Origin of the sequence: Clostridium perfringens (assembly GCF_016027375.1) — a bacterium.
Taxonomy (GTDB): Bacteria; Bacillota; Clostridia; order Clostridiales; family Clostridiaceae; genus Sarcina; species Sarcina perfringens.
This window is the reverse complement of record NZ_CP065681.1, coordinates 1,945,423-1,963,311: the sequence shown is the minus strand read 5'-3', so window position 1 is coordinate 1,963,311 and position 17,889 is coordinate 1,945,423. Positions and strand designations below refer to the sequence as shown.

Genomic DNA, 17,889 nt, shown 5'->3' with positions numbered 1-17,889 from the left:
CTTCCCTTTACTTTACCTTTTAAGCTCTCCAATAGTTAACGTCATTCCATTTTTCTTTAGTTTATTTACTATAATATTTCCATTCATTAAAAGAACTGCTGGCTCTGATACAGCTCTTACTCCAACAGATTTTTCTACAAAATCACTGCCTTCAAATTCATCTTGAACACTCTTAATCTCATCCTTAGAAAATGTTTCAAAAGGACAATTTAAATATTCACTTAAATCTAAAATAGCCTTTTCCTCTTTTTTCAAATCTATTGATCCTATTTTTAAGACAGCTCTCTTATCAATATTTAAATCCTTAAGTGAATATTTAACAAAATCTATTAACTCTTGTGAAGGCACTCCTTTTCTACAACCTACTCCAAGTAATATATTTTTTCTTATTAATCTTAAAACTCCCTTAAGATTTTCCTCTTCACTTTTTTCCTTATTAGTTATCCAAAGAGTATTGTCTTTTAATAAATATGTACTTTCATAACCTAAAGGCAATTTAATTAAATTATTATCATCTAAAAAATAAACTTTTTTATTGTTTACTAACCTTGAAGCCATGTCTTTAGCCTTTTTTAAATCTTCTATAATAAGATTATTACTTTTAGCAACCATGTCTGGTGCAACTTTATTTTGGTTATCTGTTGCAGTTGTTATAACTGGAATATTATTTAAAACTTTGCTTACTTCTAAAGTTAATTCATTGGCTCCACCAATGTGTCCTCCTGCTAAACTTATAGTAAACTTATTGTTTACATCAACCACAACAATCCCTGGATCCTTATCTTTTTTTACTATAAAAGGAGTTATAGCCCTAACTGCAATTCCTGTTGAACTTATAAAAATAATATTCTTACAAGTTTCAAACATTTCCTGTGTGGCTCCTTTTAAAGAAAAATCTTCACATTTACTTTTATAAATTCCTTTGAAACTAATATTATTTTCTTCAAAAAAATCCTTAAGCTTATCCCCTATAAAGTCTCCCTTTTCAGTAACACTTATTATTCCAATCATATTTATTCAATTCCTTTTCTGAACATATGAGTAAAATGCTTATCATAAAGAAGACTCTTCTCATAATTACAGTCAATGAAATCTCCAACTAATATTTGAGCACATTTATTTATACCAGCTTCCTTAACCTTTTCTGATATATTTTCTAGTGTTCCTATGATTATTTCTTGATCATCCCATGTTGCTCTAGAAATTACAGCTATAGGAACATCTTCTCTTCCATATCCTCTTTTTAATTTTTCAACTACCTTATCAATCATTGATATAGAAAGGAATAATGCCATAGAAGCTCCTATTCCTGCTAACTTTTCTAAATCCTCTGTCTCTGGTACTGGTGTTCTTCCTTCAACTCTAGTTAATATAACAGTTTGAGTTACTGATGGAAGAGTAAACTCTTTCTTTATAGCTGAAGCTGCTGCTGTAAAGGAACTTACTCCTGGTACAACCTCATATTGTATATTGAACTTATCTAGTTCATCCATTTGTTCCTTAATAGCTCCATATATTGATGGATCTCCAGTGTGAAGTCTTACTATTACTTTATCTTCACCATCATTTTCTTTTATAACTTCAACTACCTCTTCTAAAGTCATTGAAGCTGAGTTATATATTTTAACTCCTTCTTTACAAACATCTAAATGTTCTTTGCTTACTAAAGATCCTGCATATATTACAACATCTGCTTTTTCTAATAAATTTCTTCCTCTAACAGTTATTAAATCAACAGCTCCTGGACCTGCACCTATAAAATATAACATTTTATTCTTTGCCTCCTAATAAAATACGATTTTTTATTTATAATTTTTCTCTATTTACTTGCTAGTATTAAAGACATGTAATCTCTATGATTTAAGATCTCTTCTCTAGTTTTTAAAACTTTTTCCCCTTCTCTACCTGCTCTACTAACTAGAACATAATCAAATCCTTTTTCTTCTAAAACATCTAAAACTTCTTCTTCTTTTTTATAAACTTTCATTATTACAACGAACTTTTCATCTTTTATGTCATGTACTCTACCTGCTGGAAGAACAAGTAATGGTTCATTACCTACAACTAATGTTCTATCAACTATGCTAGCTGCAGCACAGAAAGATGTTATTCCTGGAATAGTTTTTACATGGAAACCATGGTCTTCTACATAATTTAATAAATGTATATAAGTACTATAAACATAAGGATCCCCTATAGTTAAGAAACTTACATTTTTTCCTTCTTTAAGTTTTTCTAAAATAAAGTCATAAGCCTCTTTAACTTTTAATTCTCTGTTTTTCTTTCCCATTGGGAAATGTTTAACAGCTATTTCTGTTCCTTCTTTTATGTATTCCTGAGCTGCTATTAATGCTATGCTCTCTCCACCTTCTTCTGCACTTGGTGCTACTATAACATGACTATTTTCAATAGCCTTTACTGCCTTTATTGTTAATAGTTCACTATCTCCTGGTCCTACACCTATTCCATATAATATTGCCATTAATTTTCCTCCTTAAATGCCTTAACAATAAAAATTGGATTATTGCTAATCATCATGTATGTATTTTCTCTATTTTTACTTATGTTAACTAAAGAAATTTCTGTTTTATATTCTAATTTCTTTAAAAATTCTATTGCATTATATGCATTGTTTAAAGTTATAAAGTTTAATACTAAAACTCCATCCTCTTTTAATATTTCATCTGATATATTTATAATTTTTTCAAGGCCTCCACCAGAGCCTCCTATAAATATAGAATCAAATTTTGAGATTTTTTCTTCTTTAATTTCCTTTGAAAGTGATTCCATATGTTCTATAGCATCACCCTCTAAAAGAGTAACATTATTACAATTAAACTTTTTTAAGTTCTCCTTAGTTACTCTTATGGCTTCTTCATCTCTTTCTATAGAAAATACAGATCCCTCTTCTATAAATTTAGAAGCTTGAATAGTAATACTACCAGTTCCACTTCCTATATCTAAAAAATTAGAATCTTTATCTAAATCTAATTTACTAATAGTAAGGATTCTAATATCCTCTTTTGTCATAGGACATTTTCCTCTTATAAACTCTGAATCTTTTATAAACTTCATATATCCTCCAAAGGAAAATTTATCTTTCAATTATTATTACAGATAAATCTCCATAATCCTTTTCGCAAATTTCTCTTGGGCTTCCAATTGTTATATTTTCATCTTCATAAGAAAGATTTTCTCCAACATATATAGTACATTCTATAGAATTTTCTATTAACCTTTTACTTAGCTCAGAAGGAGTATTTTTTTTATCTGTTAACCAAATAGAAAGTTTATTTTCCTTCACAACTTCTATAAAATTTTCTTCTCTTCCATGCATACTTCCAACAAAAGCATCATTCCAAGTCTTATTAACCCTACATGTTAAATATTGAAAAGAACTTATTCCAGGAACAATAGAAACTTCTCCCTCATAATTTTTACATATATAATTTGTAATTCCATAAAAGGTTGGATCTCCTGAGGCAACTATTGAAATCCTCTTTTCCTTATTTTCATTTAGAAATTCTATTATTTCTTTTAAACCTTTTACTCTCTTAAATCTTTCATCATTTATACTATTTAAAAACTTTAAGCTAGAAATTGCTCTTTCAAAACCAACTATATAATCACTTTTTTCTAGTTCCTTAATAACTTTAGGAATTATATAGTCTTCATGGCCTGGTCCTAATCCTAATATTTTAACCAAAAGCCTTCATTCCTTTCTAATTTAAGTTTAATCAAACAAGTTTGAATTTTTAGATTCATATAGTAACTTCATTTCCTTTGATCCATAGTACATAAGAATATTAAAGTTTGCTTCACCATAAGCATATATATCTAATCTCTTTAGTACCTTTTCTCCAATTCTTTCATATAACATAGGAAAATCCTCTCCAAGAAGTCTTACGGCACCTTCACTTGTTTTTTGATCTAAAACTTTTTTTACTAGTTCTAAATCATATCCCATTAAGGTAAGCTCTAGGGCTATAACTTCTAATCTAACATCTGAAACCCTACTATGTGTATTGAAACATCCAAAGGCAATCTTGCTTAACTTTCCTATATGTCCTACTATGGTTAAATCCTTTATTCCTTGAGCTAAGGCACACTCTATAGAAAAACCTACATAATTAGATATAACAACTATATTGTCTTTTTTGTATCCTCTTTCTCTTAAGAATCTTTCTCCCATATTTCCAAATACAAATACAAGATCTTTATTATTTACGGCTTTTTGTCTTATTTCAATTCTTATAGATTCCTTTAAGGCCTCTTCTGACATTGGATAAACTATTCCTGTAGTACCAAGTATTGATATTCCATCAACTATACCTAATCTAGGGTTAAATGTTTTCTTAGCAATCTCTCTTCCTCTTGGAACAAAAATTGTTATTCTAACTCCCTTATCCTTAGGAAGTACACTTAAGACTTCTTTTTTTATCATTTCTCTAGGTACTGGATTTATGGCAGGTTGTCCTTTTTCTACAAAAAGACCCTCTTTAGTTACTACTCCAACGCCTTCTCCTCCACATAGTTCAAAGCCTTCTTCAATTTCTTCTGCCTTTGCAAAGATTTCAAGACCTGAGGTAGCATCTATGTCATCTCCCCCATCTTTTACTATGGAGCAAGATATTGAATTTTTTTCGACCTGTATATCTTGTATTTCTAAATTAAGTTTTATATTTTTAGGAGTATCTATTTCTATAACACTTATGTCTTTTTTATTAAAAAGCATATAAGTGGCGGCTTTAGCAGCAGCTGCTGCACAAGACCCTGTAGTGTATCCACATCTAAGTTTCTTTCCACCGCTTTCTATATACATATCAAACATTTAGATTACCTTCTTTATTACATATCTCTTTTATAATTCATATAAAGTAATGCATTTATTATAGCTGCTGCTACTGTACTTCCACCTTTTCTTCCCTTAACTCTTATATAAGGAATTCCAAGTTCATCTAAATCTTCTTTACTCTCACTAGCCCCTACAAAACCAACTGGAACTGCTACTATAAGCTTTGGATTAGCTTTTCCTTCCTTAATAAGTTCTCTAAGTTTAAATAAGGCAGTTGGAGCGTTTCCAAAAACAAATATATCTACATTTTCCTTTGCTGCAAGTTCAACTCCTGCCATTGATCTAGTTATTTCTTTTTCTTTAGCTAATTTAAATACCTCTTCTAATCCAACATAGCATTCAACTGATGCATTTAATTCTTTTAATGCTCTTTTGTTCATTCCTGATAAAGCCATTGTTGTATCAGTATATATTTTAGCTCCATTCTTTAATGCAGAAACTCCTGCCTCTATAGCACCTTCACTTATTTCTATTAAATCTTGATATTCAAAATCCGCAGTAGTATGTATAACTCTTTTTACTATTTGTAATTCCTCTTCTGAAAAATTATGTTCATGCATTTCAGAACCTATAATTTCAAAACTTCTTTTTTCAATTCCCATAGGGCTTTTCATGTAATCCATTATTTCATTTCCCTTCTATGTTTCTTCTTTTTAGTTTCTCCAAGTCCTTTATATGTACCATTAATAACATCATTAATTCTATCTATGTATAAATTTCCAAACTCTTCGTATTCTCCTAAGCCTTTTAAAATAACATTAGCCTTTATTCCTTCACTTTCAAATCTGCTCTTCCATGAATCTTCTTCATCTGAAGCCATATCATTTTTAGCATGATCTCCAGCTACAACCATTAAAGGAATTATTGTTATTTCTTTTATATCTTTCTTCTTAGCTTTCTTTAAGACATTTGAAAAATTAGGATACCCTTCTACAGTTCCTACAAAAACATCTTCATAGTCCTTATCTATTAAAACAGATTGTAAACATCCATAAACAGCATTTGATGGATGAGCACTACCATGTCCAACAAATACACATGGAGAATTCTTTTCTATTAAATCTTTCATTGTATCTACGAAATATGAATAATCATCTGGACCTGATTCAAAACCTTCATAATGGAATATTGGTCTTCCTATTTCTATCTTTTTAAAGCATGGTTCATATTCCTTTACCATATGCTTTATATAATCAAACTCTTCTCCTGGAATAATATGAAGTGGTTGAACTATAACTTCCTCATATCCTTCCTCTCCTAATTTCTTTAAAGCATCCTCTGGAAATAATACTTCCATGTTATGTTTTTCTTTAAGTTTTCTTACTATCATATGTGATGTAAAACTTCTAAAAACATCATATTCTTTAAAGTTTTCCTGTATTGAATCTTCTATTTTCTTTATAGAATTATTTAATGCGTCTAAATGACTTGTTCCAAAACTTACTACTAATATAGCTTTTTTCATATTTCACCTCTAAAATTTAAAAATAAAAAGCATCTGTGCTACAAAGAACAGATGCTTACAAATCAAAGTAATTATTCCTCAAAATTATGAACAAATAAGTACTAATCTCTTCCCTCCGAAGCTTAGTTCATGATCTTTAGGCAGGTATCCTGACTTAAGGCTTATCCTCATTTCTCCCTTCCCAATTTATATAATCAGTGGTCAAATAGAAACTTGTATCCTATCACAGTAGCGGGGGCTGTAGTGGACTTTAACCACTTTCCCTTTTAATTAAAATCAAACCTAAAAATATAAAATATTATTTTTTTTAATTATAATATATAATCTTAATTATTTCAATATAGGGTAAATTTCTTATTTTTTATATTTGTAGTATAATTAAGTTGTTAATTTTTTCTTACCATATTTTAAATCTTTAAAGGTTAAATTTGTGTTACATTTGACTTTTATGTTATAATTCAGTAATATATGATGAAATACACTTAAGTTGTGGACAGTTTAACTAAAGGAGTGTAGTTTATGCAAAAAAGAATTTTGTCAGCATTAATTGCTATGGCAATTAGTATTTCAGCTACTCATGTAGTTTTTGCTGATACAGTAAATGATAAGAAATCTACTATACAGGAGAATAAAGTAAAATATTCACAATTAGATAATGAAGTTATTTCACTTAACTCTCAAGTGTCAAAACTTAATAATGAAATTGAAGATTTAAATGCTAAGTTAGAAGATAATAAGGCTAAAATGAAAGATACAGAAGAGAATTTAAAAGAGACAGAAAGCAAAGTAAGCACTTTAAAAACTGAAATAGATGAAAAACAATCTGTTTTAGGAAAAAGAATGCGTGCTATGTATAAAAGTAAGGATTCTATGAATCCCGTAGTTTTCTTGCTTAAGTCTGAAGACTTATCAGATTTAATAACAAGAATAGACGCTTTAGCAAGGGTTACAGCTTTAGATAAAAATCTTATACAAAGTTTAGATGAGCAAAAAGATTCTCTTAATAGTGATATTAAAAAGTTAGAGAGAGATAAAGCTGAACTTAAAGAATTGAAAGCTTCAACTGAGGAATCTCTTAAAACCTTAGATAGTAAAAAAATTGAAGAACAAAAGAAAATTGATGAATTAAATAAACAAAAAGAGGCTGTTTTAGAAGTAATTAAAGAAAATGAAATGTCTTTAATATCTCATTCAGTTTCAGTTATAAATTCAAGTTCATCAATTAATGAACTTGAAAGTGCAGTAAGCACATTGAATCAATTAATACCACAACTTAACATTGATTCTGTAAAAGAGGCAGCTAACAATTCTGTACAAGCTGCTAAAAATAAAATTGAATCATTAAAAGCTGAAGAAGCTAAAAAAGCAGAGGAAGCTGCTAAAAATAATGCTGCAAACTCTTCAAATACTACTAGCAGTAATAATAGTTCTAGCCAACCTAGTAGCGATGGCAAGTATAAGAAAACACTTTCTATGGAAGCCACTGCATATAGTGGTGGAACCTTAACAGCTATGGGACTTAAACCTGTAAGAGATCCAGGTGGAATAAGTACAATAGCAGTTGATCCTAGTGTAATTCCTTTAGGATCAAAAGTGTACATCCCTGGTTATGGTTATGCTATAGCATCAGATACAGGTGGAGTTATAAAGGGAAATATTATTGACCTTTACATGAACTCTCATGATGAATGTATATCTTGGGGAAGACGTCAAGTTACATTACACATAGTTGCTTATCCTGGTGAATGGTAAAAAGATAAGACTTTTCGTCTTATCTTTTTCTTATTTTACTTCCAAAATTATTAAATGCCTTTAAAAAAAGAAAAATTACTAAAAATGCTATTATTGCAGTAATAACTACAAATAAAAAGTTTAATAGATCTTTAAAACTTAAACCCACTCCATCTAAGAAATTTCTAACCTTAATACTAACTTTAAAAAAACCCCATAAAATCAAACTTCCAATAATACCTACTGAGGCTGCTGTTAATCCAATCTTTGATCTTTTAAATATACATATTAAGCCTATAAAAGCAAAAGTTATTATTATAAAAATAAATTTCCAATCTAAAAATTCCAAAATCTATTCTCCTAAAAATACTTCTCTATTATTTTACTTAATAAAAGTTTTAATTATTCATTTACTTGTTTAAGATTTTAATTATTTTATTAGGTAAGTAAACTTTATAATTCCTAAAGAAACTCTATAATAATATCCTTATTAAATTTCTTATTTTTTGTAAAGATATGATTTTAATCATAATTATAAAGAATAAAATAGTAATAGCAAAAAAAATAGGAGTCAACTAGACTCCTATTTTAATTAAACTGTAAATCACTTTAATTATTATCCTGCAAAAACAGGTACATCAAATGTGAAATTATTTTCTAAATATAAATCTTGATAACTCCTCATAATATCAGCAATACTTGATGCATACCATGGTGTTGTAGCATATTGATGCCATATATTTGATACATTTTGATTATATCTCATCTTATAAAGAGTATTTTGACTATATCTTGAACTATGAACATAATTTAATGAAACAAATTCTGCAGCACCCTTTATAGCATTTTCAATACTTGTCCAACCTCTATTATAAGCATATGTTGTTCCTAATATTAAAGCTCTATTTGGAAAAACTGATGAATTATCCTTAGCCCCTATTCCAAATAAATTATAAACTGTTACTGGCTTAGATAATTTAATCATATGATATCCTACTAATTGACCATTACCATTATATATAGGTTTACTTTCATCTGCAATTTCAGTAATTGTTACACCCTTTGCAAGTTTACTTGTTCCATTACCTGTTTCGTGTAAACATTGAGCAACTAAGTATATAGGATCTATGTTAAAGGCTTTAGCAGCATTTACAAAAGCTTGTCCTTGTCCTGTTAAAACTCCTTTGTTACTTAATCTACTACTTAATCCACTTACATTAACTGATCTAAATTTATCTATTCTTAAGAACTGTAGCTTATTAGTAGCTTTAGCTGGATTTATATATTTTTCAAATTCTGAGTATGAATAATTTGAAGGATTATTTCTTTGTTGTAATTTTATATATTCGTTAAGTGATACTCCATAATTTGTTTTTGAAGCATTTCCTATATCTAATCCAGGATTAACATTTGAGTTACCATCAAAAATATTTATATAATTTTTAGATGCATAAGCTTCTTGTCCTTTATAAGTTATCTTATAGAAACCATTTTCTTCTCCTATTATTTCAACACTTTCTCCACTATTTAAAATTCCAATAATTTGAGATGAAGTATTAGCTTCTTTCCTTACATTTAATCCTTTAGATGCAGTTACAACACCAGTTTTCTTACTATTTTCAGGGTTACTTGGTTTTTCTGGTTCTGTTACTACCTCGTCTTTAATATCCTTGATATATTCCTTAGCCACATATCCATGAGAACCTTTATATTCTATTTTATAGAATGCCCCTTCTTCTCCTACTATTGTTACCTTTGTGTTTCCGCTTAAGCTTCCTATAACCTTACTGCTTGTACTTGCTCCTTCTCTTACGTTTAAAGAGCTACTTACATTCACTATTCCTGTTTTTTCAGTACTTTCAGGAGTACTTGGTTTTTCTGGAGTCTGTGTACCTTGGTTACTATTACTACTTTCTGTAACATCTTTAACATATTCCTTAGCTACATATCCATGAGAACCTTTGTATTCTATTTTATAGAATGCTCCTTCTTCTCCTACTATTGTTACTTTTGTGTTTCCGCTTAAGCTTCCTATGACTTTACTGCTTGTACTTGCGCTGCTTCTTACATTTAGTGAACTACTTACATTCACTATTCCTGTTTTTTCAGTACTTTCAGGAGTACTTGGTTTTTCTGGAGTCTGTGTACCTTGGTTACTATTATTACTTTCTGTAACATCTTTAATGTATTCCTTAGCTACATATCCATGAGAACCTTTGTATTCTATTTTATAGAACGCTCCTTCTTCTCCTACTATTGTTACCTTTGTGTTTCCACTTAAGCTTCCTATAACCTTACTACTTGTACTTGCTCCTTCTCTTACGTTTAGAGAACTACTTACATTTACTATTCCTGTCTTTTTAGTAGTTTCAGGAGTACTTGGTTTTTCTGGAGTCTGTGTACCTTGGTTACTATTATTACTTTCTGTAACATCTTTAACGTATTCCTTAGCTACATATCCATGAGAACCTTTGTATTCTATTTTATAGAATGCTCCTTCTTCTCCTACTATTGTTACCTTTGTGTTTCCGCTTAAGCTTCCTATAACTTTACTGCTTGTACTTGCTCCTTCTCTTACGTTTAGAGAACTACTTACATTTACTATTCCTGTCTTTTTAGTAGTTTCAGGAGTACTTGGTTTTTCTGGAGTCTGTGTACCTTGGTTACTATTATTGCTTTCTGTAACATCTTTAACATATTCCTTAGCTACATACCCATGAGAACCTTTATATTCTATTTTATAGAAGGCTCCTTCTTCTCCTACTATTGTTACCTTTGTGTTTCCGCTTAAGCTTCCTATAACTTTACTGCTTGTACTTGCGCTGCTTCTTACATTTAGTGAACTACTTACATTTACTATTCCTGTCTTATTAAGAGATCTAACAGCCAAAACTACAGGTTCTGCTTTAGGAGTAGCTTTAGCTTCTTTTTTAGATTCATCAACTTTTTCTTTTTTAACTTCTTCTTGTTTTACAACTTGAACCTTTTCACTGTCTCCATCTTTTGATATGTATTTAGAATAAACATAGCCATATGAATTATTAAACTCTATTTTATAAAATCCATTACTTTCACTTATTATGTTAACTTTTTCTCCACCTTTTAAGCTACCAATAATCCTACTATTTGTAGTAGACGCTTGTCTAACATTTAAAGCTGTATTTATATTAACCTTACCTGTTCCTTCAATTGGTTCTTTTTTTACTTCTGTCTTAACTTCATTATTTTTATATGAAATTAAATTAACATATTTACTAGATACATATGCTCTTCTACCATTAAAATCAATTTTATACCAACCATCAATTGATTTATCTAATACATTTACCTTATCATTTTTATGTAAAGTTCCAATCACTTGACCATTTTCATTTGGGCTAGTTCTAACATTTAATTGATTAGCAGAAATTAAACCAACATTATCTTGATTTAAATTATCTCCTAGTACTCTTATGTCCTTAGCTTCTACATAACCTACAAAATCTTTATAACCAACTTTATACCAGTTATCAGATACCTTGTCTATTATGTTAACTCTAGCGCCCCTAGGTATTGAAGTTATTATTTCATGAGAAGAATCTGCACCTTTTCTTAATCCTAGGTCTTCTGATGAAATAATTTCTCCAAATGAATTTCCTTTAGAAGTATTAATGTTTTTAACCTCATTCACTGGTTTCGCATGTACTTTAGTATTAGTTGTACAAACTATTGCTCCAGCTCCAATTACAGCACCTACTATAAGACAGCTTAATCTATTTCTATTCATGTTACCCTCCTTTTATAAAAAATTAATATTTTATATAAAATCATAAAAAATTCATTATAAATCAATGTTAATTCTAAGGAAAATAATGAATTTCTTATAATTATTACTTATTGCTCATAATCTTTCCAATAATATTATACTTCCTAAATCAAAATTAGCCAATAATTATAAAACAAATCTTTTTAAAATTCCACCTTTTTTGTTTACTAAATTATAATTTTTCTATTTTTTTCTATATTTTATTATACTAAAACATTTTCAACAAAAGTAATATTTGTAATAAAAAAATACACGTCATGCAAATTTAATATTTACATAACGTGTACTCATTTATTAAAACTTTATAATAGACTTATATCTTTCCTAAGCGTTGATATATCTATTATTTGTTCATTCCTTCTTCTACAGCAACAGCAACTGCAACAGTAGCTCCTACCATTGGGTTGTTACCCATACCGATAAGACCCATCATTTCAACATGAGCTGGAACTGATGATGATCCTGCGAATTGTGCATCTGAGTGCATTCTTCCCATAGTATCAGTCATACCGTATGAAGCTGGACCTGCAGCCATGTTATCTGGGTGAAGAGTTCTTCCTGTACCACCACCTGATGCTACTGAGAAGTATTTCTTACCTTGTTCAACACATTCTTTTTTGTATGTTCCAGCAACTGGGTGTTGGAATCTTGTTGGGTTAGTTGAGTTACCAGTGATTGATACGTCAACTCCCTCATGATGCATTATAGCAACACCTTCTCTAACGTCGTCTGAACCGTAGCATTTAACTTTAGCTCTTGGACCGTTTGAGTATGGAGTTTCTTTAACGATGTTTAATTTACCAGTTACATAGTCAAATTTAGTTTCAACATATGTAAATCCGTTGATTCTTGAAATTATGAATGCAGCATCTTTTCCAAGACCGTTTAATATAACTCTTAAAGGCTCTTTTCTAACTTTGTTAGCTTTTTCAGCTATTTTGATAGCACCTTCAGCAGCAGCGAATGATTCGTGTCCTGCTAAGAATGCGAAACATTTAGTTTCATCTCTTAAAAGCATAGCTCCTAAGTTTCCGTGTCCTAATCCAACTTTTCTGTCATCAGCAACAGATCCTGGAATACAGAAAGCTTGTAATCCTTCTCCGATAGCTTCAGCAGCATCAGCAGCAGTTTTACATCCTTTCTTGATTGCTATAGCAGCACCTAAAGTGTAAGCCCATCCAGCATTTTCGAATGCTATTGGTTGAGTTTCTTTAACGATTGTATAAGGATCGATTCCTAAATTTTCGCAAACTACTTTAGCATCTTCTATTGTTTCCATTCCGTACTTTTCTAATACAGGTTGTATTTGGTTAATTCTTCTTTCATAACTTTCAAATAATGCCATTTTATTATCCTCCTTCAATAATGAATATATAGATTATTCGTGTCTTGGATCTATAGTTCTAACAGCTTCGTCAAATCTTCCGTATTGACCAGTAGCTTTTTCCATAGCTTCGTTAGCGCTCATTCCTTTAGCTACCATTTCCATCATTCTACCTAAGTGAACGAATCTGTATCCTATGATTTGATCATCTGCATCTAAAGCTACTTTTGTTACATATCCTTCAGCCATTTCAAGGTATCTTGGTCCTTTAGCTAAAGTTCCGTACATAGTACCTACTTGTGATCTTAATCCTTTTCCTAAGTCCTCAAGACCTGCTCCTATTGGTAGTCCACCTTCTGAGAAAGCAGTTTGGCTTCTACCATAAACTATTTGAAGGAATAATTCTCTCATTGCAGTATTTATAGCATCACAAACTAAGTCTGTGTTTAAAGCCTCTAATATAGTTTTTCCTGGTAATATTTCTGAAGCCATAGCAGCTGAGTGAGTCATACCTGAACATCCTATAGTTTCTATTAAAGCTTCTTCTATGATACCATCTTTAACGTTTAAAGTTAATTTACATGCTCCTTGTTGTGGTGCACACCAGCCAACTCCATGAGTTAAACCTGAAACATCTTTTATTTCTCTTGATTGAACCCATCTACCTTCTACAGGGATTGGTGCTGGACCGTGGTTTGGACCTTTAGCAATTACACACATTTCTTGAACTTCGCTTGAATACATCATATTCATTTCTCCTCCCTAAAAAATAACTTATAGTAAAAATTTACTATATCTATTCCTCTTAACAACTTGGGACTTTTTTCGTCCCTATGGGATATTTAATTACCCTCACGTCTATTTTAACAAAACAATGGCGATGTAACAATATATTTCTAAAAATTTTTCTAAAAAAACTCAATATTTTTTTATTTTATTACAACATTTGAGAATAATTCTCATATTTTTTCCCAAATTATTGAAAACAAATTATATTTTTACCTATTAATCCTTTTCAATAAACATTTTAAAATCTAATATTTTTTAAATTCATAAAATGTGCTTTATATCACATTTTACTAATTTAAAATTTATCTCTTTATAAAAAATATTTCTTTCTACAAAAAACATCCCACTAAATATATTTTCTTCAGTCTTTTATACTATTTCTATTTAATAAGATAAATCTCATGTTATATTCTATGTAATTTAATAAGGTGCATCTCAAAATGAGGTGCACCTTATATTATTATTTGTATTACTATCTTGCAGTTCTTAAAGTTAGGCTTTCTTTACTTGAAACTTCCCCATTTGAATATTTAGCTGCAATCTTAAAGTTATAGATTGTATGTCTATTTAACTTTTTAAATGTATAAGAAGTTTCATCCTTGCCTATTTCAGCTACCTTTTTACCATCCTTATAAAGAATATATCCTTCTAAGCCTTCTGTTGTTTCTGGTTCTGTCCAAGTTACAGTTACATTCTTTTTATTTATTTCTGATGCTTTAAAATCTCTTACTGGATTTACAACAATTTCTGGACTAGTTCCTTCTATTATATTAACTGTTTTTTCAGTTCCTGCAATCTCATGAACTAATCCTTCTCCATCTCCAACTGATGAATTGGTTACACTTAAATTACTTCCTTCTGCTTTAGCTTCTGCTCTTAGGACAACCTTAGCTAAAACTTCTTTAGCTGGCAATGGTTCTCCAGTTAAAGAACTTACAAGCACTCTAACCTTTCCATCTTCTATTTTCTTAGCATTTACAAATACTCCATCATCAGAAATTGCTTCTACATATTCAAAGGCATTTTCATCATAATTTAGTGTAAAATCATAAGCAAAAGCTTCTGCATTTACTAATTCGTCTATACCCACTCCAACTTCTAAGTTTTCTCCAACTTGAACTTCCTCTAAAGCTTCAAGAGATACACTTCCTGTTACCTCAGCATTTTCTTTTAACTTTCCATGAACATTAACCTCTGCAGCAGTAGCAAATTTTCCTCTACCATTTGCTTGATCTGAAACGCTATCTGTAACATCTAATCTTACATATTTAGCATCAACACTATCAAATTCTATAAATTTAATAGCTGCATTATCTTCTAAAGTTCCAGTTTTAACTTCTGTAAAGTTTTCTCCATCTAAACTAACAGATACTTTATACCCTGTTATTCTTCCATTTTTACTATCTTGTCTTGGAGCATATTTAACTTTATTTATTTCATATACATTATCTAATTCTAAAGTTAAATGATGAGGACCTTCATGAGCAGGTGATGACCATTTACTATGCCAGAAAGTATTCATATCACCATCTGAAGCAAAAGAAGCTGGTGCATTTTCCCCTGAAGTCTCTTCTGATGAAGCTGTTATCTTTACTGTTCTTGGATTTATTAATGTTAAATCAAAACTTAAAGCTTCTTGTATAAATGATTGAGCAACCTTTTCAGATATAACTGCAAAGCTACTTAAGGCTGTATTTAATTTATTTTGTGCAATTTCTTTAGCACTTTCATAAGCCTCTGTATCTTCATTTAATTGAGCTACAATCATATCTAATGAAGCCTTATCCCCTTGAGCTAAAGTAATAAGTTCATCAAGTTGTCTTGAGCATTCTTCTAAAGCAACTTCAGGCAAATTCGCCTTTAGATTATTACAAGCTTCTTCCATTCTTGCAAACTCGCCATATAACTCTTCTATAAGAGCACTTGCATCTTCTTTAGAAGATAACTTATTCCATAACTCATCCATTTTTGCTCTAAGCTCTGGAGCATCTTCTCTTCCTGATTTAGCCCAAGTTTTATTGTCCATTCTTGTTGAATGGTTTGCAAATACCTTCATATCTTCTGCTAAATCACCATAAAGCATATCAATTGCTCTATTCCAAGCCTTATTATAATCATAGTTATCCATATTCCAGCTATAGTCCGCAGCTGTGTGTATTGATATTTTTGAAAGCTCAGCATGCTCCATTGGATTTACAGTAAAGAAATCTACATATTGATTTAATCCTTTATCTAATCCATGCATTGGTCCTAAGGCAAGTTTACCTTTAAAATAATCTGTTACTGGATAATTCCACCATACTGCCATATTTCTATTGTATATTCCACTTATAAGTTGTGCATCACTTAAAGGAATTTCATTTGTAACAACTCCAGGGCCAGTCCACATAACTTCTATACTAGGATCAACAGTTTCTGCAAAAATTCTAGTATAAGCTCTAGGTTGTCCATTACTTACCATAGCTCCAGTATCATACTCTGTTGGAACTGTTATTAATGGTTTTACATCCCCTTTAGCCTTTACAAATTCTTCATTAAATCTATTTAAAACTTGAGCATGTTTAGCTGCACTCTTATCTTGAATATCATCCCAATAGATTGCAAAGCTTCTTACTCCCATGTTATATAAAGATTCTGCCTTTGTTATTAAATGTTGAAAATCTTCTTCTCCCGCATCTCCATCAAATCTTATATCTATTCCTGGAGAAATACCAAAAACAAAATCAACCTTATTTTCAGCAGAAGCATTTATAAGTTCTTGCATTCTTTGCATTTCACTTTCTGGATATGGATCTCTCCATTTTTCTCTGTGATATGGATCATCTTTAGGAGCATAAATATATGTGTTTAATTTATTTTCTCCATAAAATTTAATCTGATCTAATCTATCTTGATGTGTCCAAGGAGTTCCATAAAAACCTTCTACAATACCTCTAGCACTAACTGTTGGATAATCAGTTATATTTACTTCTGGTATATTAGATTCCTTAACTAATTGCTTAAATGTTTGAACTCCATAGAAAGTTCCATCTCCATCTTTACCCTCAATAGCTATTTTCCCATCATTTGAAACTAAAGCATATCCCTCTTCTTTTAAATTTTCTGCTGTAGTTCCATTTAAAGCTTCATCTAACTCAGGAATATCATCATCAACCTCACCTATTATAAGGGTAGTTGAATTTGGATCATTTTCACTATTTATTTCTATGTTGTTTGCAGTTAAGAATTCCCTTAAAGCATTTACTGCATTCTCATCTGCCTCTTCCTCACCAACTAAATTTATAGAAGAAGTTATCTTAAATCCATCTCCTACAACCTCTAAATTTTCTGGTGTTGGATTTAAATTTGGAACTAAAACCTGGTTTTCTTCCCCAGTTTTAGGTCCTACAGCTCTTACAGTAGTAGTTATTAAGCCATTTGCAATAAATATACAAGCAAAAGCTGAAGTTAAAAGTCTTTTAAGCATTTTTCTTTTCATAGTCCCCTCCTACTTCAAAATATTTACATTACAATTATAATATCGTTTACAAGTATTGTAAATAGTTAAAAAAATTAGAAGGATAATTTTTTCCTCCCAATTTTTATTATTACCTTTTTGTTCTTAAAGTTAAGGTTTCTTTAAATTTATATCTATAAAATCCCTTATCTCTAACTATACTTGTTTCACTCCAATTAGTTTTTCCCATAGTTTATTAAACTTTCTTATTATAAATAGTTAACATCATTAGATATATTTCTCTCATATTTATATGAACCCCAACTAAGATATTATATTTTTCTTAAACAACCTTAGACATTTCATTAAATTCTTCTACTCAACTAGTTCTTTTATTAAAATTATTACCATAGTCTTGGTGAGAACTATGATGCCCCTCTGATTCATACCCTTTAATAAGCATCATTTGTCCAAAACCATCTAA

The 17,889-nt window shown here is 30.2% G+C and carries 15 protein-coding genes and 1 riboswitch; of the genes, 1 reads left to right on the top strand and 14 read right to left on the bottom strand.

All coding sequences use genetic code 11. The features are described 5' to 3' along the window. Positions 1 to 12 precede the first annotated feature (12 nt). Genes cbiG through I6G60_RS09290 form a run of 8 tightly spaced genes read right to left on the bottom strand, consistent with a single transcriptional unit; the run spans position 13 to position 6,320 of the window. On the bottom strand, positions 13 to 1,011 hold the full coding sequence (cbiG, locus tag I6G60_RS09325) for a cobalt-precorrin 5A hydrolase (protein ID WP_003456627.1): 999 nt from the start codon (positions 1,009 to 1,011) through the stop codon (positions 13 to 15). 2 nt (positions 1,012 to 1,013) lie between these two features. After that, the gene (cobM, locus tag I6G60_RS09320) at positions 1,014 to 1,769 is read right to left on the bottom strand and encodes a precorrin-4 C(11)-methyltransferase (RefSeq protein WP_003452074.1); all 756 of its coding nucleotides are present in this window, start codon (positions 1,767 to 1,769) and stop codon (positions 1,014 to 1,016) included. A 50-nt stretch (positions 1,770 to 1,819) separates the two neighbouring features. Then, entirely contained in the window at positions 1,820 to 2,482 is a 663-nt protein-coding gene (locus tag I6G60_RS09315; protein ID WP_003456602.1) for a cobalt-factor II C(20)-methyltransferase, read from the bottom strand. Then, positions 2,482 to 3,075, bottom strand: coding sequence for a precorrin-6Y C5,15-methyltransferase (decarboxylating) subunit CbiT (gene cbiT / locus I6G60_RS09310; protein WP_003452120.1), 594 nt, complete (start codon positions 3,073 to 3,075; stop codon positions 2,482 to 2,484). The genes I6G60_RS09315 and cbiT overlap by 1 nt, the downstream gene beginning before the upstream one ends. A 19-nt stretch (positions 3,076 to 3,094) precedes the next feature. Beyond that, positions 3,095 to 3,706, bottom strand: a complete 612-nt coding sequence (gene cbiE / locus I6G60_RS09305; protein ID WP_003456587.1) for a precorrin-6y C5,15-methyltransferase (decarboxylating) subunit CbiE — start codon at positions 3,704 to 3,706, stop codon at positions 3,095 to 3,097. Positions 3,707 to 3,733: 27 nt separating this feature from the next. Continuing rightward, positions 3,734 to 4,831, bottom strand: a complete 1,098-nt coding sequence (gene cbiD, locus I6G60_RS09300) for a cobalt-precorrin-5B (C(1))-methyltransferase CbiD (protein ID WP_003456440.1) — start codon at positions 4,829 to 4,831, stop codon at positions 3,734 to 3,736. A gap of 17 nt (positions 4,832 to 4,848) precedes the next feature. After that, complete coding sequence (locus I6G60_RS09295; protein ID WP_003452122.1) at positions 4,849 to 5,478, bottom strand: precorrin-8X methylmutase; 630 nt, start codon at positions 5,476 to 5,478, stop codon at positions 4,849 to 4,851. Next, positions 5,478 to 6,320, bottom strand: coding sequence for a sirohydrochlorin cobaltochelatase (locus I6G60_RS09290; RefSeq protein WP_003452057.1), 843 nt, complete (start codon positions 6,318 to 6,320; stop codon positions 5,478 to 5,480). Before I6G60_RS09290 ends, I6G60_RS09295 begins: the two co-directional genes overlap by 1 nt. Positions 6,321 to 6,442: 122 nt before the next feature. Beyond that, a riboswitch (cobalamin riboswitch) is annotated at positions 6,443 to 6,621 on the bottom strand. 218 nt (positions 6,622 to 6,839) lie between these two features. Here I6G60_RS09290 and I6G60_RS09285 point away from each other — a divergent pair. Then, positions 6,840 to 8,072, top strand: coding sequence for a 3D domain-containing protein (locus I6G60_RS09285; RefSeq protein WP_003456592.1), 1,233 nt, complete (start codon positions 6,840 to 6,842; stop codon positions 8,070 to 8,072). Positions 8,073 to 8,091: 19 nt separating this feature from the next. On the opposite strand, the gene I6G60_RS09280 is transcribed toward I6G60_RS09285, so the two are convergent. The 6 genes from I6G60_RS09280 to I6G60_RS09255 all read right to left on the bottom strand — a co-directional run bounded on the left by I6G60_RS09280 (position 8,092) and on the right by I6G60_RS09255 (position 17,868). Then, positions 8,092 to 8,400 (bottom strand): hypothetical protein, encoded by a 309-nt coding sequence (locus I6G60_RS09280; protein ID WP_003456488.1) that lies wholly within the window; start codon positions 8,398 to 8,400, stop codon positions 8,092 to 8,094. Positions 8,401 to 8,667: 267 nt separating this feature from the next. After that, complete coding sequence (locus tag I6G60_RS09275; RefSeq protein WP_025648763.1) at positions 8,668 to 11,817, bottom strand: SH3 domain-containing protein; 3,150 nt, start codon at positions 11,815 to 11,817, stop codon at positions 8,668 to 8,670. Positions 11,818 to 12,199: 382 nt separating this feature from the next. Continuing rightward, positions 12,200 to 13,201 carry a GGGtGRT protein gene (locus I6G60_RS09270; protein WP_003452142.1) on the bottom strand — a complete coding sequence of 334 codons (1,002 nt, stop codon included), beginning with the start codon at positions 13,199 to 13,201 and terminating at the stop codon, positions 12,200 to 12,202. Positions 13,202 to 13,234: 33 nt separating this feature from the next. Further along, on the bottom strand, positions 13,235 to 13,927 hold the full coding sequence (locus tag I6G60_RS09265) for an iron-sulfur cluster assembly scaffold protein (RefSeq protein WP_003477845.1): 693 nt from the start codon (positions 13,925 to 13,927) through the stop codon (positions 13,235 to 13,237). Positions 13,928 to 14,441: 514 nt separating this feature from the next. Continuing rightward, positions 14,442 to 17,447 (bottom strand): O-GlcNAc hydrolase NagJ, encoded by a 3,006-nt coding sequence (nagJ, locus tag I6G60_RS09260; protein WP_197925264.1) that lies wholly within the window; start codon positions 17,445 to 17,447, stop codon positions 14,442 to 14,444. A gap of 337 nt (positions 17,448 to 17,784) precedes the next feature. Next, the gene (locus tag I6G60_RS09255; protein WP_243283791.1) at positions 17,785 to 17,868 is read right to left on the bottom strand and encodes an endo-alpha-N-acetylgalactosaminidase family protein; all 84 of its coding nucleotides are present in this window, start codon (positions 17,866 to 17,868) and stop codon (positions 17,785 to 17,787) included. Positions 17,869 to 17,889: the final 21 nt, after the last annotated feature.